Annotated in this window: 23 protein-coding genes and 1 tRNA gene; 5 read left to right on the top strand and 19 right to left on the bottom strand. The window is 68.3% G+C overall.

Going from position 1 to position 18,959, the window contains the following annotated elements; genetic code table 11:
- Positions 1-9 precede the first annotated feature (9 nt).
- From G6N49_RS28930 to G6N49_RS28920, 3 genes are all read left to right on the top strand, one after another.
- Positions 10-789 carry a DUF1365 domain-containing protein gene (locus G6N49_RS28930; protein WP_011561748.1) on the top strand — a complete coding sequence of 260 codons (780 nt, stop codon included), beginning with the start codon at positions 10-12 and terminating at the stop codon, positions 787-789.
- 64 nt (positions 790-853) lie between these two features.
- Positions 854-1,435: a sigma-70 family RNA polymerase sigma factor gene (locus G6N49_RS28925; protein ID WP_011856975.1), complete on the top strand. Its 582-nt coding sequence runs from the start codon at positions 854-856 to the stop codon at positions 1,433-1,435.
- A complete protein-coding gene (locus G6N49_RS28920) occupies positions 1,432-2,163 on the top strand; it encodes an anti-sigma factor (RefSeq protein WP_083044987.1) in 732 nt (243 codons plus the stop codon). The genes G6N49_RS28925 and G6N49_RS28920 overlap by 4 nt, the downstream gene beginning before the upstream one ends.
- Here G6N49_RS28920 and G6N49_RS28915 read toward each other — a convergent pair.
- A complete protein-coding gene (locus tag G6N49_RS28915; RefSeq protein ID WP_011768368.1) occupies positions 2,160-3,254 on the bottom strand; it encodes a glutamate--cysteine ligase 2 in 1,095 nt (364 codons plus the stop codon). The two genes, G6N49_RS28920 and G6N49_RS28915, sit on opposite strands and share 4 nt — an antisense overlap.
- A gap of 180 nt (positions 3,255-3,434) precedes the next feature.
- Here G6N49_RS28915 and G6N49_RS28910 point away from each other — a divergent pair, with 180 nt between their 5' ends.
- Entirely contained in the window at positions 3,435-4,259 is an 825-nt protein-coding gene (locus G6N49_RS28910; RefSeq protein WP_083044988.1) for an LLM class F420-dependent oxidoreductase, read from the top strand.
- A gap of 27 nt (positions 4,260-4,286) precedes the next feature.
- Here G6N49_RS28910 and G6N49_RS28905 read toward each other — a convergent pair whose 3' ends face one another.
- From G6N49_RS28905 to G6N49_RS28895, 3 genes are read right to left on the bottom strand one after another with little or no spacing between them, the layout of a single operon-like run.
- Positions 4,287-4,565, bottom strand: coding sequence for a cytochrome C oxidase subunit IV family protein (locus tag G6N49_RS28905; RefSeq protein WP_083044989.1), 279 nt, complete (start codon positions 4,563-4,565; stop codon positions 4,287-4,289).
- Entirely contained in the window at positions 4,565-5,146 is a 582-nt protein-coding gene (locus G6N49_RS28900) for a cytochrome c oxidase subunit 3 (RefSeq protein ID WP_083044990.1), read from the bottom strand. The genes G6N49_RS28905 and G6N49_RS28900 overlap by 1 nt, the downstream gene beginning before the upstream one ends.
- A complete protein-coding gene (locus G6N49_RS28895) occupies positions 5,143-5,814 on the bottom strand; it encodes a hypothetical protein (RefSeq protein ID WP_083045026.1) in 672 nt (223 codons plus the stop codon). The genes G6N49_RS28900 and G6N49_RS28895 overlap by 4 nt, the downstream gene beginning before the upstream one ends.
- 143 nt (positions 5,815-5,957) lie before the next feature.
- On the opposite strand from G6N49_RS28895, the gene G6N49_RS28890 reads away from it, so the two are divergent.
- A tRNA-Arg gene (locus G6N49_RS28890) sits at positions 5,958-6,033 on the top strand.
- Between the two features lie 178 nt (positions 6,034-6,211).
- On the opposite strand, the gene G6N49_RS28885 is transcribed toward G6N49_RS28890, so the two are convergent.
- The 15 genes from G6N49_RS28885 to G6N49_RS28815 form a co-directional block, all read right to left on the bottom strand.
- A complete protein-coding gene (locus tag G6N49_RS28885) occupies positions 6,212-6,871 on the bottom strand; it encodes an 8-oxoguanine DNA glycosylase OGG fold protein (RefSeq protein ID WP_110807673.1) in 660 nt (219 codons plus the stop codon).
- A 69-nt stretch (positions 6,872-6,940) separates the two neighbouring features.
- Positions 6,941-7,951 (bottom strand): hypothetical protein, encoded by a 1,011-nt coding sequence (locus G6N49_RS28880; RefSeq protein ID WP_133056651.1) that lies wholly within the window; start codon positions 7,949-7,951, stop codon positions 6,941-6,943.
- Complete coding sequence (locus G6N49_RS28875; protein WP_083044993.1) at positions 7,948-9,087, bottom strand: DNA methyltransferase; 1,140 nt, start codon at positions 9,085-9,087, stop codon at positions 7,948-7,950. Before G6N49_RS28875 ends, G6N49_RS28880 begins: the two co-directional genes overlap by 4 nt.
- A 150-nt stretch (positions 9,088-9,237) precedes the next feature.
- Positions 9,238-10,755 carry a terminase large subunit domain-containing protein gene (locus G6N49_RS28870; protein ID WP_083044994.1) on the bottom strand — a complete coding sequence of 506 codons (1,518 nt, stop codon included), beginning with the start codon at positions 10,753-10,755 and terminating at the stop codon, positions 9,238-9,240.
- Entirely contained in the window at positions 10,752-11,024 is a 273-nt protein-coding gene (locus G6N49_RS28865) for a hypothetical protein (RefSeq protein ID WP_083045027.1), read from the bottom strand. The genes G6N49_RS28870 and G6N49_RS28865 overlap by 4 nt, the downstream gene beginning before the upstream one ends.
- Before the next feature lie 87 nt (positions 11,025-11,111).
- Positions 11,112-11,693, bottom strand: a complete 582-nt coding sequence (locus G6N49_RS28860; protein ID WP_083045028.1) for a hypothetical protein — start codon at positions 11,691-11,693, stop codon at positions 11,112-11,114.
- 27 nt (positions 11,694-11,720) lie between these two features.
- The gene (locus tag G6N49_RS28855; protein WP_083044995.1) at positions 11,721-12,035 is read right to left on the bottom strand and encodes a hypothetical protein; all 315 of its coding nucleotides are present in this window, start codon (positions 12,033-12,035) and stop codon (positions 11,721-11,723) included.
- Complete coding sequence (locus tag G6N49_RS28850) at positions 12,032-12,829, bottom strand: hypothetical protein (protein WP_110807675.1); 798 nt, start codon at positions 12,827-12,829, stop codon at positions 12,032-12,034. Before G6N49_RS28850 ends, G6N49_RS28855 begins: the two co-directional genes overlap by 4 nt.
- On the bottom strand, positions 12,826-13,560 hold the full coding sequence (locus G6N49_RS28845) for a hypothetical protein (protein WP_083044996.1): 735 nt from the start codon (positions 13,558-13,560) through the stop codon (positions 12,826-12,828). The genes G6N49_RS28850 and G6N49_RS28845 overlap by 4 nt, the downstream gene beginning before the upstream one ends.
- A complete protein-coding gene (locus tag G6N49_RS28840; protein WP_083045030.1) occupies positions 13,557-13,844 on the bottom strand; it encodes a hypothetical protein in 288 nt (95 codons plus the stop codon). Before G6N49_RS28840 ends, G6N49_RS28845 begins: the two co-directional genes overlap by 4 nt.
- Before the next feature lie 194 nt (positions 13,845-14,038).
- Positions 14,039-14,608 (bottom strand): recombinase family protein, encoded by a 570-nt coding sequence (locus tag G6N49_RS28835; RefSeq protein WP_083044997.1) that lies wholly within the window; start codon positions 14,606-14,608, stop codon positions 14,039-14,041.
- Positions 14,609-14,777: 169 nt separating this feature from the next.
- Positions 14,778-14,954 carry a hypothetical protein gene (locus G6N49_RS28830; protein ID WP_163647441.1) on the bottom strand — a complete coding sequence of 59 codons (177 nt, stop codon included), beginning with the start codon at positions 14,952-14,954 and terminating at the stop codon, positions 14,778-14,780.
- A 29-nt stretch (positions 14,955-14,983) separates the two neighbouring features.
- A complete protein-coding gene (locus G6N49_RS28825) occupies positions 14,984-15,520 on the bottom strand; it encodes a hypothetical protein (protein WP_083044999.1) in 537 nt (178 codons plus the stop codon).
- Positions 15,517-15,978: a hypothetical protein gene (locus tag G6N49_RS28820; protein WP_083045000.1), complete on the bottom strand. Its 462-nt coding sequence runs from the start codon at positions 15,976-15,978 to the stop codon at positions 15,517-15,519. The genes G6N49_RS28825 and G6N49_RS28820 overlap by 4 nt, the downstream gene beginning before the upstream one ends.
- 346 nt (positions 15,979-16,324) lie before the next feature.
- Positions 16,325-18,862, bottom strand: a complete 2,538-nt coding sequence (locus G6N49_RS28815; RefSeq protein ID WP_133056652.1) for a bifunctional DNA primase/polymerase — start codon at positions 18,860-18,862, stop codon at positions 16,325-16,327.
- Positions 18,863-18,959: the final 97 nt, after the last annotated feature.

Here is an 18,959-nt window from a genome sequence, read left to right as displayed (position 1 = left end):
CGGCTCCGAATGAAGGATGTGGAACCGAAAACGACGCCCGCGCTGTACCGGACCCGCGTCACCCACCTGCGCCGGGCACCCGTGCATCACTACTTCGAGCTGAACAGTTACAGCTGGTACGTCGACCTCGACGAACTGCCGCAGCTGCCCCTCGGACTGCGATCCCTCGCCCGGTTCGACGCCCGCGACCACTTCGACGGCGTCGCCGGTGACACGCTGCGGGCGCGGGTCGACGCCTTCCTGGCCCAGCGGGGGATCGACCTCGGCGGCGGGCGGATCACCGCACTGCTGCAACCGCGCGTGTTCGGTTACGCCTTCAAACCGCTGAGCCTGTACTGGTGTCACGACGCCCGCGGTGTGCTGTGTCACGTCATCGCCGAGGTGCACAACACCCACGGTGAGTGGCACGCCTACCTGATGCCGCCGGACGGTCCGACCCCGACGATGGTGCGCAAACGGTTCTACGCCTCGCCGTTCAACGGGATGGACGGCTACTACCTGGTGCGGGCGCCCCGGCCCGATGACGGCCTCGACGTGACGATCTCCCTGCACCGCGAGAACCAGCCGGCCATCGTCAACACGTTGCGCGGCACCCGCCGACCCGCGACCGTAGCCCAGGTGCTGCGGATGCAGATGACCAAACCAATGGCACCGCAGATGACCGCGTTGAGCCTGCGGGTGCAGGGTCTGATCCTGCGGGCGCGCCGGGTGCCCGTCACCCCCCGGGCGGTCGTGCGGGCGCCCCAGCTGAGGACCGCCACCGTGGCGCACTCGGGAGCAAAGGCGTGACGACGCACGGAACGGGTTCGGGGACAATCTGTTCGGGCCACCGGGTCCGGGGACGGCCATATCGATGACCGCCCTGACCCAGCCGGTTAGGCTACCGTTCGTGACCACTGACCTCGACGTACTGTTACGGCAGGTGGCCGAGCGGGATGTCGATGCGTTCGCGGCCCTCTACGACCGGACCCGGTCGCGGGTGTACGGGATGGTCACCCGGGTGCTGCGGGATCCGGGCTACAGCGAAGAGACCACTCAGGACATCTACCTGCAGGTGTGGCGGTCGGCCGGCAGCTACGACCCCAAGGCCGGGTCGCCGATGGCGTGGCTGCTGACGTTGGCGCACCGTCGCGCCGTCGACCGGGTGCGTTCGGAGGAGGCCGCCTCGCAGCGGGAGTCCCGGTACGGCGCCGCGAGCGTCGACCCGCCCGTCGACCACGTCGCCGACTCGGTGATCCTGCTCGACGAACGCCGTCGCGTCGTCGACTGCATGGGATCGCTGTCGGATCTGCAACGCGAAGCGATCCAGCTGGCGTATTACGAGGGACTGACGTATGTCCAGGTCTCCGAGCGTCTGTCGGCGAATCTGGCCACAATCAAATCGCGGATGCGCGACGGCATCCGCGGTCTCAAGAACTGTCTGGGCATGTCATGACCGAGCCGAACAACACCGATCTCCTCGACCTCGCGACGCCGTATGCGCTGCATGCGGTGTCCATCGACGAGCGCTTCGAGATCGACCGGTGGCTGGCCACCGCACCGCCCGAGGTGGCGGACGCCTTCACCGACGAGGTGCGCTCGGTCCGGGAGACGATGGCGGTGCTGTCGGCGGCCACGGCCACCGAACCGCCCGCTCACCTGCGCGACAACGTGCTCGCGATGGTCGCCGACGATCCGGTGCGTGACCTCGGCAGCGCGCGTCGACGGCGGGGCGGTGAGTCGCGCTGGCGCACGGCCGTGCTGGCGGCCGCGGCGGTGGCGGTGGTCGGCCTCGGTGCGCTCGGCGTGGGGCTGGCGCTGCGGCCTGCCGTCTCCCCGACGACGGCGGATCAGGTGTTCGCCGCACCGGATGTCCAGACCGTGTCGGGGCCGATCCCCGGCGGCGGCACCGCGACCGTGGTGTTCTCCAAGGAACGGGACGCCGGGGTGCTGGTGATGAACGACGTCGCTCCGCCGAAGCCGGGCACCGTCTACCAGATGTGGCTGGTCGGCTCCGACGGCCCGCATTCGGCGGGCACGATGGACGACAAGGCGATCTCGCCGTCGACCACCGCCGTGCTGTCCGACATCGGGACGTCACAGGCGCTGGCGTTCACCGTCGAACCACCCGGCGGCTCGCAGCGGCCCACGTCGCCGGCGTTCGCGGAACTGCCCCTGACTTAAGCCAGCGTCGCCTCGGCGACCGCGTCGATCACGTCGGCGATCTCGCCGCGACGCCGCCACGCCGCGCGCTGACGCATCGCGCCGTTGCCCTCGTCGTCGAGCCGTGCCAGTCCGTCGCGGACCAGGTCGTGGTCGCCGACCGCGCGCAGCGCCGGGGTGATGCGGTCGACGAGGACGCCGAGCAGATCGCGCGCGGGCATCGGGGCGTGTGACTCGGCCAGGTCGATCGCTATCCCGTCCAGCCCGTCACGGGCCGAGCGCCAGTAGGCGGCGTCGAGCGCATGCGCCGAGATGCGGGGCACCCCGGCGCCGTCGCGTTCGTCCCCGAGCAGCGTCATGACGGTTGCGCGCACGATCGCGGCGAACAGCACGGTGTCGGCGACCGTGGCGGGAACGTCGGCGACGCGCACCTCGATGGTGGGGAAATCGGCCGACGGGCGCACGTCCCAGTAGACCTGCCCCTCGTCGAGCATGGCGCCGGACTGCAGCAGCATCCGCACCATCGCGTCGAACTCGTCGGCGGAGTCGAAGTGTGGCGGCGGCCCGGCGCTGGGCCACCGCGCCCACAGCATGCGCCGCCAACTGGCGTAGCCGCTGTCAGCGTTGCGGTAGATCGCGGAGTTGGCGGTCAGCGCGAGCAGCACCGGCAGCCAGGGGCGCAGCCGGTTGCTCACCCGGATGGCCACCTCCCGGGTGGGGACGGCGACGTGGACGTGGGCACCGCAGATCCCCTGTTCGCGCGCCAGCATCCCGAACCGTTCGGCGATGCGGTGGTAGCGCGGATTGTCGGTGACGGGAAATTCGTGCGGCACGGTCGGCGGTACGGCGACCGCCAGCAGCCGCGCCCCGCTGTCGTCGGCGGCGCGCGCGACGGTGGACCGCAGGTGGGTCAGCTGCTCACGTACATCGGCCATGCTGCTCGCCACCCCGGTCGCCGTCTCCACCTGACACGACGTCAGCTCGAGTTGCAGGTCGACTCCGCGATCGGCGGCGTGCCGGGCGACGTCGCGGTTGCGGGCGATCGGCGCGCCGGAATCGGGGTCGACGAGCAGGAACTCCTCCTCGACCCCGACGGTGGGATGGGCGGCCATGGTGTCGCGTCGACCCCTTCTCGAAACATTGATCCGGCCCGTCGGGCGTACTCACGACGGGCCGGATCTGGGTGTGGCTTTTCGGTTGTCTCCGCGGCGGCGCGGAGCGTGCGGATCATTAGTAACCACCCGCTCACCCGATCAAACATCGAATTTCTCCGGCGCGCATAGGATTCGGTGATGAGCAGGGATTTCCGTTTCGGTATCGGTCTGCATTCGGCCGCCTTGATGCCGAAAGTGCAGGACGCGGCACGACGGGCCGAGGACCGCGGCTTCGACGTCCTGCACGTGCCCGACCACCTCGGCGCCCCGGCCCCCTTCCCGGTGCTGACCGCCGCGGCGGCCGCGACGAGCACGCTGCACCTCGGCACATTCGTCCTCAACGCCGGGTTCTACCGGCCGGCCCTGCTCGCCCGCGACGCCGCGGCACTACGCGATCTGTCCGGAGACCGGCTCGAACTCGGCCTGGGCGCCGGATACGTGCGCAAGGAGTTCGAGGCCGCCGAGCTGCCGTTCCCGACGGCACGTGAGCGCGTCGACCACCTCGAACACACCACGACCTACCTCGCCGAGCACGTGCCCGGGATGAGGATGCTGATCGCGGGCAACGGCGACCGCCTGCTGACGGTGGCCGCCCGCCACGCCGACATCATCGGGCTCACCGGCGGGGACCGCGCGGCCGAGGGTGACGACGACCCGCTGGCCGAGCGGATCGCGTTCGTCCGGGCGGCGGCCGGTGAGCGGTTCGACGAGCTGGAACTCAACATCGCGATCACCGCGATGCCGCTCGACGATTCGGGACGCCCGGATCTGACCATCCCCCGCCGCTTCCTGCCGGGGCTCTCCGACGACCAGCTGCTGCGACACCCCGGCGTGCTGTCCGGAACACCGCAGGACATGGCCGACCGGCTACGTGAGTACCGCGACCGCTACGGCATCTCCTACGTCATCGTGCAGGCGCCGCACGAAGACGCGTTCGCGAAGGTGATAACGCAGCTGCGCTAAACAAATCAGCGCAGCTGCGTTGAGACGTCATGCCCACAGGTAGAGACCGGCCAGCACCGCCCACAGGCCGAGGCAGTAGCACTCGAACGCCGCCCGCAGCGGCAGCGGCGCCTGACGCAGTTCCATGAAGTCCAGGCCGACCAGCCGGACCTTCACGGCGGCGATGGCCAGCACGAGGACCGCGAGCAGCGAACCGGTGCCGTGGTCGGCGCCGACGAGCCACGAGACCACCGTGGCCGCCACCAGGATGAGCCAGGTCAGGCCGGCCCGGTTCCGGACCAGTCGCGACACCGACGGGGTGGCCATCAGCTCACCAGGTACAGCAGCGCGAACAGGACGATCCACAGCAGGTCGACCAGGTGCCAGAAGCATGCGCCGCCCTCGACCAGCGCGGTACGCCCGGGAGTCAGGGGCGGTCGGCGCACTTGGTCCGCGACGACCGCCAGCACCGTCAGACCGATCGCGACGTGGAACAGATGCAGCCCGGTGAGGATGAAGTAGTAGAGGTAGAAGTCGTTGGCGCCCGGCCCGTGTCCGGCGGCGCCGAGAGACAGGTACTCGGACACCTTGAGCCCGACGAACACGACGCCGAGTCCGATCGCCGCGATCACCGCGCGCCGGGCGAGGGCGCCCGCACCGGCGCGTACCGCACCGAGGGCCACCACCACGCACAGTGAACTGGTCAGCAGGACGAGGGTGTCGGCCAAGCCGATGCCGATGTGCAGCGTCGCGCGGGACCGTTCGAAGAGCTCCGGATCCCCGGCGCGGGCGACCAGGAAGGTGCCGAAGAACACCCCGAAGACGAGCATGTCGCCGAAGAGGAACACCCACGTGCCGGCCTCGCCGGGGATGCGACGTGCGCGCGCTGAGCTCGCGGTGGCCGTCACGCGGCGGCGACCCGTGCCGACTCGACGGCCTGCTGCGCGACGACGGACCGGTTGATGACCGCGGTGGTCGCGAAGATCCACACCACCAGCACCAGGCCGGGGATGTAGAAGGCGAACACACCGTTCCACGCCAGCGGTCCGTCGGTGCACACGACCACCACGCAGCCGGGCATGGACAGCGTCGCCACCCACAGGTTGAGGTAGCCGTACCAGCGCGGGAACGTCGGCGGGTCGGTGGTGTCGACGAAGGCTGCGATCGCCAGCGTGGCGTTCTGGATGACGATGGTGCCGACGATGCCGATGAACCACAGCCAGAACAGATCGTTGAACGCCTGGGTGAGTTCGGCCGGGCGGTCCTGCGGCCGGAAGGCGGCGGTGGCCAGCATCAGCTGGGGGAAGAGCAGGGCGGGCACGAAGATCGTCGCGGCGAACAGCTGGGTGACCGACAGCATGCCCCAGCCGCCCTCGACCCGGCGGATGCGCAGGCAGATCGCGGCCAGGAAGGGCAGGGCAAGGACGGAGGTCAGCATCGCGCCGGCCACGCCGACCCGGATCGCGACCGTGTGGTCGGCGAAGAACCGGGCGATCTCCTCGGCCGACGCGGTCGGCGACAGCGGCGGGAACAGCCGGGCGATACCCGAGAAGCAGGTGCCGTAGAGCAGGATCATCACGGTCCCCGACCAGGCACCGATGCGCTGCAGCGTCAGCTCCACGCGTGGGACGCTACCGGCCCAACCGACGCGTTTTGACAAATTTGCCGAAACTGCGTCGTGGCTCGCGGCGTTTCACGGGGCGGTAAACTGCCACGGCCGCCCCCGTAGCTCAGGGGATAGAGCACGGCTCTCCTAAAGCCGGTGTCGCAGGTTCGAATCCTGCCGGGGGCACCATGTAGATGTGGGTTTTCACCGATACCGGGCTACATCCGGGCTATAAGGGGGTCTCGCCGTGGCGACCGACGACCACCGCGAGTACATCAAGAAGATCGTGGACGCCGCCCCACCGCTGACGCAGAGCAGCGCGCCCGTCTTCGCGAATTGCTGCGCCCCGTAGCGGTGCAGCCGCCCGTCAACCGGGATCGCGACCTTCATTGAACAGATCGGCCTCGACTGCCGCAGGGTCGGTCGGGTTCTGTTCGTGGCAGAAGGTTAGATACCGCCGGTAAAGCTCGCTGGGCCAATCGGCGTTGCCTGCCTTGGGGCCGAATACGCCGCGCTCGCGCAGTGCGATAGCCACCCGCCTGTCGAGGATCAGGGGGCGCAGCTCGGCACCCACGTCGCGGTAGCCGGTGAAGAACAGGAACTTGGTGAAGTACGCCGGACCCATGAACTTGGTCCGATTCGGGCCGCCCGCCAGCATCGACTCGTAAGCCGCGACCGGGCCACCATCAGCGAGGATCGCCGCGGCGCGGCGCAAGTTACCCTCCACGGTGGTGGCGTTGGCCGTGAAGGCGCGGACAAGTCGGCCAATGGACATGCGAGCGGTGAAGCCGACACCCCAGACGTAGGCGGCGACTGCTGTGTGAAGCTCGCGGTGTTCGGATTGGGTGGCTGCAATGTCGAATACGCCGGTCCGCGATATCCAGCGGTAGCCGCCTGAGTCCGGCTCGTACTGGTCGAGTTGCGACGGCCAGAAGTGTGCGAGGTCTCCGGTGAGGTAGCGCGTCCACCATGCCGACCGATACTTCGCCCAGTTGTCGTACGCCTTCTCTTCCCCCGCGTCCGTCATGGACGGCAGTATTCCTGGATCCTCCGACATAGCTACGGTTCATCCGGCGATGGGGCAACAACGTGGCGGCTAATCACTATCCGCCTCGTCCCCTGCCAGCGGCAGTCTGCTGATCCACTCTCGAAGCATCCCTTGAAGGTCGTCGTTGTCGATGTTCTGGGCCAGACGGTCCCTGGCCAGTTGTCGGGCGATCCTGGCGTGCAGTTCATCGCGCTGCGAGCTTTCGGCATACGTTTTGAAGAACCCCACCCAGTGCCGGGCCTCAATGCCCGACACCGCCGTGCTCAAAGTTTCGAGCACGTAACCGTCCATTAGCCCCTCGGATCGAGCTACTCTTCCGAAGTTCTTGCCGCCGTCGGTGTTGGCATGGTCGGCGATATTCATCCTCGGCGGTGGGTAAGGCGTGGCTCCGGCAGGCGGCGTGATTTCGTAGTAGTTGTCTGCTTTCTCAGCGCCTCTAGCCTTATCTTTCGCCCTCCTGCCGACCGACCAATAGTGATTACGCATGTCGGCTGCAAAACGAGCTGATTCCACAAATGGCTTGTAGACCGTTGGCTCGCCGCTCAGGACATTCTTGAGATGCCAAGGCACCACCACCAATAGGTCATGGATGTCGCAGGCGTCCCTCGTCACGGTGTAGCGGAATGACGGCTCCCCTTCACGGCTGAGTAAGTACCAGCCTTTCAGCTCAATACCCATGCCGAACTGGTCACCTTGTGCGATTAACTGGGCGCTATTGGTCACCAGGCGCACGTCTGGGAATGTCTGTGACGAGCGGATGAAGGCGTACTCCTCCCACTCCTCGTCAGGGTCCCACACCGCTCGCAGGCGGTTTAACGTTTGGACCACTTGGATTTCGATGCTGCCGCCCAGCATCGAGTTGAGCGAGAACAGATCACCTGCCTCTAGCCCCTCTATGTAGGTCTGGGAGGAGAAATGCACAGGCAGGGCCGCCATGGCATCGCGCACATTGCGGACGAGCTTGCCTCGTTTGGTCTCTAAGTCGAGTTCTTCTCTTGTTGGGAGTGCGCCGTCACCCTCAAGTGCGGGCGATTCACCGGACGCGTCGCCGGGACTCACTCAGAATCCCCAAGCGCAGCTGTCTCGGCGTCGATCTGGCGATTGGCCACGGCGTCGTTCAAACGTTCGCCTGCGATGTCGGCGAAGTGGGGGTCGCGTTCGGCGACGAAGGCCCGGCGTCCCAGTGCGACAGCGGCCACCGAAGCCGACGCCAATCCGCCGAATGGCTCCCAAACCACGTCGCCTTCTTTGGTCACTGCATGGACCAAGCGCTCCATGAACTCCAAGGGCTTCTGGTTCAGGTGCGTAGCGGACGCCCTGGTTGGCCGATAGACGCGGGGAGCAGACCGCCGCATCGACCCCTTTAATCGCTCTCCGTCGTGCAGCGGCCCACGCCTCCACACGTTGGTCAGACCGTGGGCGTGCGTCCATGGGTAACGCATCCGGTCCCACTCCTCGGCTGTCACCGAGTTCTCGCCGTCAATGGAAAAATACGGTCTACCTGACTCGAAGCCATTCTCATGGCAATAGGCAGCCATCCGCTCCACCATCACGCCGGGCGGGAAGTACCAAAGCCAATCTTTGGTCAGGTACTTGCGCGTTGCAGCGTTGCGCACTGCACACGCCTCGTTGGAGAGATACAGGGGAAGACCCGACCTCATCCACTCATGGCGTAGCCAGTTCTGGACCCCGATCAACTCGCCAGATTCGGTGGGCACCTCGAACCGCCGTTGATAGAGGGCGCACACCTCTGTCACGACAGGGAACTGTCTGATCGTCTTCCCGTTCACATTGCCGGCGATGTGGGATAGCCCCTTGTCCCAGATGACGGTTTGAACGTAGTCCCACCCTTGCCGGTCTAGTTCCGCGTGGACTGTGGCCCAGCCGACCTCTGTGTTCCAGAACCACAACGTGGTGCCAGGACTGGCCGCTTGCGTCCACATCTTGATATGGCCCGAGTACCAATCGACCAAGCCAGCAGCATCAGTGGTATCGCCGTGGAACCCACGGACCCCGTAAGCGCCGTCACTGACGATCGTTGCAGGCTGCGGCCAGTTCGCATAGGCCTCACGGACATCACCACGATGCAGGTTGAACGGTCGATCCGAGGCTGGCTGGTCTTGGTCTTCAACCACGCGGAGCAGCCGTTTCGGCGTCGCCGATTTTCTCTCCTTACGGGCGGGGCGTGCGGCCATCTTGGGCTTAGTTCCTGTCTGCTGAGAGGGTGTTAGCCGGATGTTATGCAGGCGGGCGGTGCATACGCCCGCAAGCTCATCAGAGTGTCGCCTATCTAGTACCGGGCGGGTCCGACATTCCAGACACTGCCCACGGGCACACTCCGTTGGTCACCCGCCCACCCGACGGCGCATGTACGCCGGAATCGACGTGATCGTGCCCTCGCGGGCGCGGCGCTCGCTGTCCAGAGGTGACGCGAAACCCCACTGCTGACCGATCGAGTGGACCAACACGTCGTGGGCCACGACCGTCGCGGCGAGGCTGTCGGGTTGATGCTGTCCGGCCTGCCAGGTCACCGCTGACTGTTCGAGGTCGGGCAGGTGCCCGGCGATGCGGGTGGTGCCGACTTCGAGACCCTGCAGCAGCGCCGACGACCGGGCCATCGAATCGCCGCCTCCGCGCCCGCTGCCCTTGGGAGGCCAGGTGGTCACGTTGATGGGGCGGTTGAGCTTGGCCCGGCGCAGCGCATCGGTGACGACACGGCGGTACGTCGACCGGGCCGCGAAGCCCTCCACCGCAATCTCACTGGCTCCGACATCGACTGCGAGATCGACAGCAGCCCTGGCCCATTGATCGCTCGTCATTGGTGCGGAGACGTCCGCGATCACCGCCACCACGCCCTCCGCCGTGAGGCTCGCCGCCACGATGCCGCAGGAGTCGCCGGAGCCGGAGTCTGACGGGTCGACGCCGATCACTGTCTTCACCGCGCCGGTCGGTGCAGCCGGGAGACGCCACCGTTCCAGCCACTCTCGTTTGATCAGACCGCCTTCGGGTGTCGCGGGCACCCCTTCATACAGGGCGTACCAGGCGCGTTCGCCGGAGGTGCGGCGAGCGGCTGCGTAGTGGTCCGCCGTGAAGCCGAGTGCAGAGGTCATCGCTGTGCCGGGTGCGCGCCCCAGCGCATCGTGGATGCCGGTCTCGGCGACGGCGGGCACGTTGGTGTGCCGCCACACGTCGGGTTCGTCATCGAGCAGCACTCCGGCCAGATCGTTGGGGTGCCAGCGGGTCATGACTAGCAGGGTGGACCCGCCGGGGTGAACACGCGGCGCGAGCGTGGAGCGGTATTCGCCCTCGACTCGGCGGCGGTGGGCAGCGGAGTCGGCCTCTTGGGCATCCTTCACCGGGTCATCTATCACCAGCAGGTCGGCACCGAAACCCGTGACGCCGCTGTTGATTCCGGTCGCCAGCAGCCCGCCGCGCCGACCCTCCACCTGCCACCGACCCACTGCGCGGGCATCCTGGGCCAGCCGGATGCCGAGGGAGTCGGAGTGCTCGGCGATGATCCGCCGGGCCTCGCGGCTGTGTGCCTGGGCCAACTCGTCGGAGTAGCTGACGATCACCACTTCGAGGTCGGGGTTGCGCGACAGCGCCCACACGGCTGTCCAGATCGCCAGCAGGCGACTCTTGCCGGTGCGCGGCGGGGTGGTCACGATATCGCGGCAGTCGGGTTCCTCGACGGCGCACACGGCGATGTCCGAGAGCAGCCTGACCGTAGGCGTCACCACGAACTTGCGGTCCAGCAGCCGCGCCAGGTCAGCAGGGTTGTCGGGCAGCCGCCGACCGTAGGCCCGCCGGAGCGCGGCAGCGGCGCTCAGTAGCGTGATCGGGCTTTCGGTTGCGGCGCTCATGCGGCAGTCCTCCGTTGCTTGGGGTCGAACCCGGCCTGCTCGGCGCTCCACAAGTCGGTGCGCACCCACTGGTGGCTGCAGGCATTGCACTGGTACTCGCAGATCAGCCGCCGCCCACCGGGCCAGGTGATTGAGGTCGGCTCCGTCAGCGAGGCGAGCCGAACCGGGCGGTCGGCCCGGTCGCCCGCCGGGTTGCAGCGGGGGCAGTAGTCGGGCAGATAGTCGAGACGGCGGCTGCCAGGACGGCGGTCAATGGTGATGACGGACATGGTGTTCTCCTCGGTGGTGTTGTCGTTGGTGTCGTTGGAGTGGGCCGACCACCGCACCGCCGAGGTTCGACGCGGTGATCGGAAGGCCTATGCGGGCACGGCGGCGATCTTGGGCACCGATCGCAGACCGGCACGCAGGCTGGCGATCTGGCTGCTGCCCGTCCCGCCGCCGTCGGTGATGCCCAGCGCCTTGCACACGTCGTCGTGGGTCGCCTCACCGCTGGTGAACAGCTGCTGTGCAACCCGCACGACCGCAGGCCATGCGCGATCGAGCAGCGGCGGCACCGCACTGCGCGCCTCCCTCGACGGGTCGCCGTAGCCGTACACGTCAGCGGTAGCGGCGGCGCACAGCCGGGCGTCGTCGTGACCGTTCGTCCGGCGCAGGTGCCGCAGCTGGGCTGTCGTCGGGCGCGGCCCGTGTTCCCACCGCGCTTCGGCCCACAGACCCGCATATGTCACTCGGGCGTCGATGGTGTCGGGCAGCTGCGCGAAGGTGGTCGACCCCTGCAGGCCGAAGATGCGACCGTTGGAGACGACAGCCGAGTGAATCTCGCCGCCGAGCATCGCACAGGCCACGGCGTGTCCTGCTTCATGGACGCAGGCGGCGAGGTGCCGCCGCTCGCGGTCGGTCAGGTCGGCGCGTGTCAGGCGGCGCTTCTTGGTTGTCATCGGGTGTCCTTTCGGTTGGTTGTTCACTTATCGGCGAGACGTCGGGGCGGCGCTGCGGCACATAGCAGCAGTTCCAGCACCACCCCGACGCCCGCCATCGACAGAGGAGTAGTCGTTGTCGTCGTGGGCGTCCAGCCGTTTGCGCGCCAACTTCTGACGGTCCCGGCGGTCGCGCTCAGCGCCCTTCGCCGCGCTCTCGGCGAGGTGGCGCTCGATGCAGGCGGTGCAGGTGTAGCCCCACACGTTGCCCTTCCACTGCCAGCACGGCCCGTCGCACGCCTGGCAGCGCGGCCCGGTGTAGACCTCGGGCGCGGCGTAATCGACAGCGGCAGTGGCGGTCACGGCACTATCTCCACTGCACCGATCACGGCCTCATAGCCGACCAGCACCGTGCGCTCGGCGACGGCGGCGAACGTGTTGTGGCGCTCATCAATTGCGGTGCGCAACTGCACCTCGTCGCGCCACCCGAACGTGGGCGAGGTCGCGATCAGCACATGGTCCAGAGCGTCCACGTACCCGCCGCCGAACACCCACGTATGGCCCAACGGGGACACCAGGCGGGTGCCGGAGCGGATCACCAGACCGAACTCCTGCGAGGCCCACTGCGCCCCGGCGTGGATGAAGCCGACGGTGTTGGAGAGCGCGAAGAGGCCTTCGAGGTAGCCGACGGCGAGCTTGAGGCTGGCGGCGGTCTGGTCGATGACACCGACGTCGGCCTTCATGCGCTCGGCGAACTCACGCTCGACGGCGGTCTGCTCCTCCAACCGCATGATCTGCAGGGCGCGGGCCTGCACCTCCTCGCGGCTCGGCGCGGTCAGGTCGCACTCGTCGTAGGCCCACACCGTCACCGACTCGAACGGGTCCACACCTTCGGGGCGGGTGCCCTCCTTGCGCAACGCCGGGTCCGGCTCCGTGCCGGTGGCGCAGGAGTCGTTGGGCCAGATGCCGGATGCGCCCTCGCCGCCGTAGTTGCCGACGGGCCGCACCTCGACACCGCTCAGGTGGCGCGAGGGCTGATTGGGGGCGATGTCGGTCCAGGTGGTCGCCGCATACAGCCCGTGGGGTGCCGGATTCTGCACCGGCGGCTCGAACGACACCGGCAACGGCCTGTCGTAGGTGGTCACGGGCGCGGTCACAGCTGGACTCCCATCGCGGCGAGTTCGGCGCGCTTGCGGTCGGCCTCGGTCTCAGCGGCGGGCTTGGGGGCGCGGGCCTGCGCCTTGCCGTCGCGATCGAGGCGACGTTGCAGGGCGAGTGCGGCCAGATCGACCTCCCGCAGCGCCGTCAGCATCCGATCGGAGACCGTCGTGGTCCTCGCCCGTCCGAGGAGGCCGGACAGGTCTGCGGAGTACGGCTGCGCCAATGCAGTCAGCGTCGCCGCCCAGGTGCCCGCCGCCAGGTCGTCGTCGGTGATCTCGGGCAGCTTGGGCCGCTCGGCCAGATCGACCAGCGCCTGAATCGACCTGCCCCGGTCATCGACTCCGAGGTGTCGGCACCGACGCTCGGCGTCGGCCCTGGCGAGCAATCCGACAGCGGCGCTGACGGTCTCATGCACGGCATCGGTGAGCTGATCCACGGCGCGCCAGTGTCCCGCCGGGCACTTCGCGGCGGCGACCGCCTCGGCGAGCGGGGCGCAGATCGCAGCCACCTCCGTCGACAACGACCAACCGGTTTCGAGCGTGACCGGCAGTTGTGCCCGGCGACGCTCGCGAAGGTCGGACTGCGTGTAGACGGGCCGGGACTGCGGACGGTGCTCGGCACGGTGGGCGGGGGTGTTGTAGCTGATCACTGCGCCCCGGCTCCGCCCATCTCCCGGCTCGGGGATGCGCCGCTGCAACTTCTCGGTCGCCTCCTCGCTGGTGGTCACGGGGTCACCACCGCAGCGTCGGCCTCGGCAGCCTCCGACGGCTGCACGGCGGCACCCTCGGGAGGCGGGACGATCAAGTCCAGCAGCGACTCAGCGCGCTCCTCGGTGATGCCCATCTCCACGACCAAGCGACTGCGGATGCGCCACCAGGCAAGGGCCGCATCACATTCGGCAACCCGAGGCCCGTCGACCTCGCCTCGGCTGGCGAGCACGGCCTTGCGGCCACGCCAGCTTTCCATCGGCCTGGTGCGGGGGTGGTCGGGGGTGGGCGTGGTCGCTGTCATAGCGCCAATCATGCCACTCGACAGTGCAAGCAACACGGCCAAATCCGTTGCGGGACACGCTGTTACGGTAACCAAACTAACCGGATGCGAGGGTGGAAACTGCCTCGATCCAGGGCAAACGCAAAGACCCCGGCTGACCAAAATCAACCGAGGTCCGTTGGCGCGTCGAGCGGACATTGCCGCCCATTACCGCGTCAGGCGGGCACGCGATTGCGGGTGTTGTAGACCGTCGCCCGGCTCACGCCGAACTCGCGGGCCAGCGCCGAGGCGGACTCGCCCTCAGCGAGACGGGTCGCGACCAGCTGCGCCTGGTCGTCGGTCAGTGACGGCACTCGACCCTTGTAGACGCCCTTGGTCTTGGCGATGGCGATGCCCTCACGCTGCCGTTCGAGCAGCAGGCTGCGCTCGAACTCGGCCACCGCACCCATGACCGACAGCATCAGCACCGCGCAGGGGTCGTTGGTGTCGCGGGTGAAGGTCAAACCCTCCTTGACGAACCGGATGGTCACGCCGCGCCCGGTCAGCTCATCGACAGTGCGGCGCAGGTCCACCAGCGACCGGGCCAGCCGGTCCATCGAGTGGACTACCAGCTGGTCGCCGTCGCGCAGGTACTTGAGGCACGCCTGCATCTCGGGCCGGTTGGTGTCCTTGCCGCTGGCGCGATCGGTGAACACCTTGTCCAACTCAAGCCCGTCTAGCTGGCGGTCGGTGTTCTGGTCGACGGTGCTAACCCGCACGTAGCCGACGGTCTGGCCCTTGGTCATCGTGTCTCCTGAGTCTGTTGGTTTAACGTCTAAGACTCATATTAGACGACCGCCTATCAAGCCGTCTACCAACCTAGGTAGACGCTCGATGCCGCCGTGCCGGGCGTCGCGTAGGGGTACGCCCTAGCTAGACGTCGAGCAATTGCCTTGCTGCTGAACGGGTCTCAGGTCAGCGACTCGGACGCCAGCCCGGCTCACCCGTCGTCGCCAGCGACGCGATGAACGCATCGTTCGGGCGCGTGGCCCGCCAGTCATCGCCGAGGTCGGACGTCGGCTCAGCCGTCGAGCCGCGATTCGACCCCGAGGCGCGCCAGTCCGCATCGTTGAGTCCGCTGTCATTTGCCATGTGATTCATTCTCCTCTGTTGGGGTGGAGTCAACGCCGCCGCGTTGCGCCGGGGTTGAAACCGCGCAGCGGGTCGTAACCGTCGCCGTCGGCCCGACGCTGCGGTGCAGGCTCGGCGTGAGCCTGCTGGGCAGCGGAAGCGAGCGCGGCCAGTGCCGACACGATCGAGGTGCCCTGCAGTGCAGCGGGTTCGGGTTCGTCGTCGCTGACGTCGGCCTCCGCATCACCGGAATCATGGCTAGGCGCAACGGAGAGCGACGAAACCGCCGGCAATGGATCATCGTGTGGAACGGGCGGTTCCGACGCTTCTGGCGCACGACGGCGGAACACGGCTGCCCACTCGGCCAACTCGGTGGCGGGGATGCCGCCGAGCGACAGCACTTGGCGGGCGATGTCGACCTGCAGGCTCCACAGCGGACTGTCCGGCCCGCTCACCTCACCGGCCAGGGCGCGGCACTCGGCGACGGCCTGCTGCTGCAACGTGGCCGGGTCCAGTCGACCCTCGGCGATCTGCTGCGCAACGGACATAGCTGCATCGACGGCATCGCGCTTGGTCATGGTGGTCATCGGGTGATCTCCTTCGGGTCAACAACTTCGGCGTCGAGCACTTCGAGCATCCGCTGTCGCGTGTCGGCGATCAGCGCGGGCAGTGTCTGGGTCACGTTCACGTCGACCCTCTCGGGTGCGTACAGCCCGGCCAGCTTCGCCAACTCTGCCTCGTTGCGGGCGATCTCACGGTTGAGCGTGACGAGGGTGTCGTCATCACCCGCCTTGAACGCTTGGGTGAAGCGGGCGGACATCGCACGGGTGCGGGTCTCGATCGCGAACTTGTGCGCCTCGATCGAGGTGGCTGTCGGTTCTCTCCGCAGCCGCTCGACGTGACGATTGACGGCGGTCTGCGCCGCGCCGATCGAGCGGTACCCGAGGCGGTCGGCGACCTCGCGCCAGGAGTACCGCGACGCCCGCAGCTGGAACGCCTCGGCGGCACGCTCACGCGACGCATAGGTGGGCATCTTGGGTGGCATGGTCCGGTTCTCCTCTCCGCCTACCGCATTCGTACCGCATGACCGTGCAGAGGTCGGGTGAGGTGACGCCCGCCGCCCCGACCCCGCAGCTCCCGCCCGCTAACCGTGACGCGCTTCGATTCCGGCCCGAAACGACAGTCCCCCCGACCCCGTTAACCGGGGGGACGGGGGGACGGGGGGACGGCCATACGGGCGCGAGAGAGGTCGAATCCTTTTGCCCGACAAAGGTGTTCAACTCTCTGACCAGGTAATATAGGTAGGTCATTTGAATCGTATAGAGCGCGCCCGCGAGGGGGTCGGGGGGGACCGTCCCCCCGCAGTCCCCCCGGCCTCGGGGGGACGGTCGTCAGCTAACACGGCGACGCACAGTGTTGCCGTCGCGCACCAGCGGCCCGTCCTCAACTACCAACCGCACCAACGCCGCATCGGCCAGCGGGCGGTCACCGGCATTGAACTTCGTCTTGCGCAGCCCAGCGCGCCCCGCCCACTCGACGGAACCGCCCGCGTCATCGACGTAGGCCAGGATGCGTTCGTTGAGGCGCGCCATGTCGTCGGCCCGACCGTCGAGGGCGACGGCGGTGGCGACCTGCTCACGAATGCGGCCCTGCAACTGGCGCTCACGCTCGGAGGCTTCGCGTTCCCGCCGCCACTCCATCGCGATCCCGTGCAGCTGCGCCGAGGTGTCCAGCAGCATCTCCGCCAACGCGACGTCGCCCGCGTTGACCTCCGTGCGACCGGGATCGCACAGCACCACAAGCAGCGCCGCGCACCGGGCGACGAGCGCCGGGCGGTGGGCCTGCATCATGTCGTCGTCGGTGTCGTTCCCGCCGTCACCCCGCGCCCGCGCCAGAGCCTCCCGGCGTGCCCGAGCACGCAACTCAGCGTCGTAGCGCAGCGGCCCGTGAGGCAGCGGCACGGTCAGCGGGCCGGGGTCATCCGGTGCGTCGTCGGGGATGGTGGGGTCGGTCGCCGAGACGTACACGAACCGCTGCGGCGTGCCGTACTCAAGCTGCTCGGCGGTCGACAGCGCCGCCAACGCCTCCAACTGGAACCCGACGCACAGCCCCAGGCTGTAGTCGCGGACCTCGCGGGTGCGCTCGGCGCTCGCATTGGCCTGCCCCAGCACCGCGCCCGTCCACGCAGCGCGCAGCGTCGGGCCGATGTCCTGGCCGCGCTTGGTGTCGATGATCCCCGACACCAGACCCGCGCCCTCGTCCGAGTGCAGCAGAACCTTGTGCCGGACCTGACGGCGCACCTTGGTCTTCATCGTCGGGTCACCGGGGTCGATCACCGTGCCCATGAAGGCCTCGGCGACGCCGGGGCCGGAGCCGACCGGCAACTCCGGCGGGCACTGGTCGGCGGGCGCGATGAGGTCACCGAGCATCGGATCACCGAACTTGAGGTCGAGCAGGTCAGCCGACGCCTGGTAGGCCGACGATTTGCCGGTGCCCGCCGAGCCGACGATGCCGACGAACGTGTTGAGCGGCAGGGGGCGCTTGACGCCGGTCACGATGCGCACGCACGGGTCGAGGTGCGCCGACAGCCGCACCAGCGCCGCACCCAGCACCGCGTCGGCGGAGTTGACGCCGTAGTGGGCGAACTGCCTGATGTGTTCCAGCGTCGGATGCGCCGACCAGAACTCCTCGGGCAGCTGCGGAGTGCTGCTGTCGTCGTCTGCCTTGACCGTGCGCCCAAAGTCGACGGGCAGGTCATCGTCCAGCGCCAAGGCGTCGATGTCGGGGGTGAGGTCGAGCGCGGTCATCGCGGCTCCCATGTCGTCGTCGTAGTGGAGCAGCGCGACCGCCTGCAGCTTGCTGACGGTGGCGGTGCCGCGCCGGGCGATGTGCCCGACGAACGGCTCACCGGGGTTGTCGGTCCAGATGTGCAGCGGCGGGTCCGGCGAGTCGGTCCACTGCGGGCAGCCCGGCTCATGAGCGGTGGCGGATTTCGGGCTGCCGTGTACGCCCGGCGCGGTCCACACCGGGCACCCGCAGCCGTCAGCCTTTCCCGTCGCCACCCACCCGGCAGGCTCCAAGATCGCCGCCCAGCTCACGCCAGCACCCCACCGCGCCACCGGGTCGGCACTGGTGTCGGCGCGGGCGTGACCGTCGGTGGCGCGGCTGACGTAGCCCTGCCCGTACGTGGTGATCGCCTCGGCCAGCCAGCCAGGCAGCTCATAGACCGGCTCGCCGGTCGCCTCATAGGTGCCCTCGGGCCGCACGCTCGGAGGCGTCAAGACGTAGTTGCCGGTGCCCCAGATGACCGCATACCCGTCGTCACCGCCGACCTTCATCGACCCCGGCTGCTCCGGCAGCTCAATGCCTTCGGGCACCGTGAAGTAGAAGTGACCGCCGTCGCGGTGGACCAGCGTCACGCCGTCCGGCCCGAGTTGGCCGGGCGTGCGCACCGTCGGCACCGTGTCGGGGTCGGCCTCGGCGTCGGCCAGGAACGCCCCGAGCTGCGCGGCGGTGTCGCAATCGACCACGACCAGGCGGCTACGCCCCAGCGACACCGCGACGTTGACCTCCACGGCATCGCCGAACGTCCTCACGTAGTGGTCCAGGTAGCGGTCGAGCGTGTCGACGTCGGTGCTGGCGAGGTGGACCCCGGCGGCGGACTTGACCTTTTGCGGGTTCGGGTTACCCGCCGCCTGAGCAGCCTCGCGGGCGGCGCGGTCGTCGGCGCTGCGCCGCTGCGGTGTGCGCACATCGGCAGGCTTCTTGCTAGCCGGGTAGACCAGCAGCGGCGCGCAGCCCAGCCCCGCCAGCGCGTGCAGGTGGTCGCGCACGCCGTTGTGGTCGTCGGCCTTCGGCGCGTGATTCAGCAGCGCCGTCAGATCGGCAGCGCGATTGCTAGACTGGGCGTTGTTCTTCTGGTCGGACATCGGGCCGTACCTCTCGTTGACGTCGGAAGGGCGTGACTCTGCGGTGGAGTCGTTGGTGGTGATGCCGCCTGGCACATGCGTCCGAGGCAAACGACGC

Origin of the sequence: Mycolicibacterium monacense (genome assembly GCF_010731575.1) — a bacterium.
GTDB lineage: Bacteria > Actinomycetota > Actinomycetes > Mycobacteriales > Mycobacteriaceae > Mycobacterium > Mycobacterium monacense.
The sequence above is the reverse complement of the archived record's forward strand: the minus strand, read 5'-3'. Positions and strand labels throughout refer to the sequence as shown.

Excerpts from the sequence above, each read along its gene's own strand:
- G6N49_RS28925 (WP_011856975.1), top strand. The coding sequence starts at position 854 with ATGACCGCCCTGACCCAGCCGGTTAGGCTACCGTTCGTGACCACTGAC.
- G6N49_RS28910 (WP_083044988.1), top strand. The coding sequence starts at position 3,435 with ATGAGCAGGGATTTCCGTTTCGGTATCGGTCTGCATTCGGCCGCCTTG.
- G6N49_RS28830 (WP_163647441.1), bottom strand. The coding sequence starts at position 14,954 with ATGGCAAATGACAGCGGACTCAACGATGCGGACTGGCGCGCCTCGGGG.
- G6N49_RS28895 (WP_083045026.1), bottom strand. The coding sequence starts at position 5,814 with ATGATCCTGCTCTACGGCACCTGCTTCTCGGGTATCGCCCGGCTGTTC.
- G6N49_RS28820 (WP_083045000.1), bottom strand. The coding sequence starts at position 15,978 with ATGCCACCCAAGATGCCCACCTATGCGTCGCGTGAGCGTGCCGCCGAG.
- G6N49_RS28885 (WP_110807673.1), bottom strand. The coding sequence starts at position 6,871 with ATGACGGACGCGGGGGAAGAGAAGGCGTACGACAACTGGGCGAAGTAT.
- G6N49_RS28860 (WP_083045028.1), bottom strand. The coding sequence starts at position 11,693 with ATGACAACCAAGAAGCGCCGCCTGACACGCGCCGACCTGACCGACCGC.
- G6N49_RS28920 (WP_083044987.1), top strand. The coding sequence starts at position 1,432 with ATGACCGAGCCGAACAACACCGATCTCCTCGACCTCGCGACGCCGTAT.
- G6N49_RS28915 (WP_011768368.1), bottom strand. The coding sequence starts at position 3,254 with ATGGCCGCCCATCCCACCGTCGGGGTCGAGGAGGAGTTCCTGCTCGTC.
- G6N49_RS28825 (WP_083044999.1), bottom strand. The coding sequence starts at position 15,520 with ATGACCACCATGACCAAGCGCGATGCCGTCGATGCAGCTATGTCCGTT.
- G6N49_RS28875 (WP_083044993.1), bottom strand. The coding sequence starts at position 9,087 with ATGGCCGCACGCCCCGCCCGTAAGGAGAGAAAATCGGCGACGCCGAAA.
- G6N49_RS28815 (WP_133056652.1), bottom strand. The coding sequence starts at position 18,862 with ATGTCCGACCAGAAGAACAACGCCCAGTCTAGCAATCGCGCTGCCGAT.
- G6N49_RS28865 (WP_083045027.1), bottom strand. The coding sequence starts at position 11,024 with ATGTCCGTCATCACCATTGACCGCCGTCCTGGCAGCCGCCGTCTCGAC.
- G6N49_RS28835 (WP_083044997.1), bottom strand. The coding sequence starts at position 14,608 with ATGACCAAGGGCCAGACCGTCGGCTACGTGCGGGTTAGCACCGTCGAC.
- G6N49_RS28870 (WP_083044994.1), bottom strand. The coding sequence starts at position 10,755 with ATGAGCGCCGCAACCGAAAGCCCGATCACGCTACTGAGCGCCGCTGCC.
- G6N49_RS28930 (WP_011561748.1), top strand. The coding sequence starts at position 10 with ATGAAGGATGTGGAACCGAAAACGACGCCCGCGCTGTACCGGACCCGC.
- G6N49_RS28840 (WP_083045030.1), bottom strand. The coding sequence starts at position 13,844 with ATGACAGCGACCACGCCCACCCCCGACCACCCCCGCACCAGGCCGATG.
- G6N49_RS28905 (WP_083044989.1), bottom strand. The coding sequence starts at position 4,565 with ATGGCCACCCCGTCGGTGTCGCGACTGGTCCGGAACCGGGCCGGCCTG.